General features: G+C 40.9%; 1 protein-coding gene. It reads right to left on the bottom strand.

Translation table 11 applies throughout. The features are described from left to right. Nucleotides 1–41 precede the first annotated feature (41 nt). Nucleotides 42–1,192, bottom strand: a protein-coding gene (locus LWH95_RS21380) for an IS3 family transposase (protein ID WP_119913926.1) whose coding sequence is annotated in 2 segments (ribosomal slippage) — nt 42–919 and nt 919–1,192 — 1,152 coding nt in all. Because the reading frame shifts where the segments join, the coding sequence is not laid out codon by codon here. Nucleotides 1,193–1,286 lie beyond the last annotated feature (94 nt).

The raw sequence follows: 1,286 nt of genomic DNA, 5'->3' as shown, positions 1-1,286 counted from the left end.
GGGACTGACCCCCGTTTTTGAGACAGGGGTCAAAACACCTTTTAAACAGCCAATTGCCGATAGTTTATCGGTGATTGGTTGTTTAGTTTGGTTTGAATACGAATATTGTTATAATAATGAATGTATTCTATGACAGTGCGTTCTACGATGGCGGTCGTAGTTCGATCAATGCTGTTAAGATAGAACGTTTCAGACTTTAGTGAGGAATGAAACGATTCGATGGAGGCATTATCAGCGGGCGTCCCTTTGCGGGACATGCTCATGGTAATGCCTTTTGTTTTAACAGCTTTTTGATATTCGTAAGATGTATACACAGAACCTTGGTCACTATGTAACACGCAGTTCTCAGGCAGCGTTGGTAGCTGATCAAGTGTGTCTAAAACAAAGTCAGTGTCCTGCTTATCCCCAATCGTAAAAGCAATCACTTCTCCATTGTATAAATCCAATATACTGGAAAGGTACAATTGTTTCTGTCCATAAGGCAAATACGTGATGTCCGTTACTAGTTTTTCAAGAGGACGATCAGACTGAAAGTTCCGATCCAATATATTATCGACCACGGCATATGGCTGCCCATCCTTCTTGCGCTTTTTCACCTTAACCTGGCACTGCCATTGATTTTTCTGCATAATACGTTGAACCGTTTTATGGTTAATACACATTCTCTTTTTGAGTATGGCTGTGATTTTTCGATATCCATATCGATACTTGTGCTCTCGGCACAACGTGCCGATTTGTTTTTCCAAATATCGCTTAGGCTGATCCCTCATCAGATTCTTCTTCCAACGATAATAAGACGCTCGAGAGATACCTAAATGAATACAGATATCCTGTACGGTCATTGTGCTGTGCAATATTTCTACAAGTTCGACTGACGTTTCGCTATCAACTTCCTTTCCAATTCGTTGTACTTTTTTAAAACTTCATTCTGTTGTCTCAGGTAACGAATCTCTGCCTGCAGTTTCTCTAATTCGGAAGAATACTCCGGGCCTTTTCCGTAAGTGTATTGCTTTCCAACAGGCTGTTCGAATCGATGTGTATCCCCAGTCTTATGCCATCTAACCCATGTCTGAACCTGTGTCTTATTCTTAATATTCAACTCCTGCATGATCTCTTTCATAGGTACGCCTGCCAATCTCATTTCTACAGCCTTCTGTTTCACTTCAACCGGATAACTCACTCTTGTCCCCATAGAAAAAACACCTCCAAGTCTAATTTCGGATAACAATCATCCGTATTCAAACTTGAAGGTGTTTTTATTTGTCTCATCTTATGGGGTCAGTCCC

This window comes from Bacillus sp. G16, from assembly GCF_021282335.1.
GTDB classification, from domain to species: Bacteria; Bacillota; Bacilli; order Bacillales; family Bacillaceae; genus Bacillus; species Bacillus inaquosorum.
The sequence above is the reverse complement of the archived record's forward strand: the minus strand, read 5'-3'. Positions and strand labels throughout refer to the sequence as shown.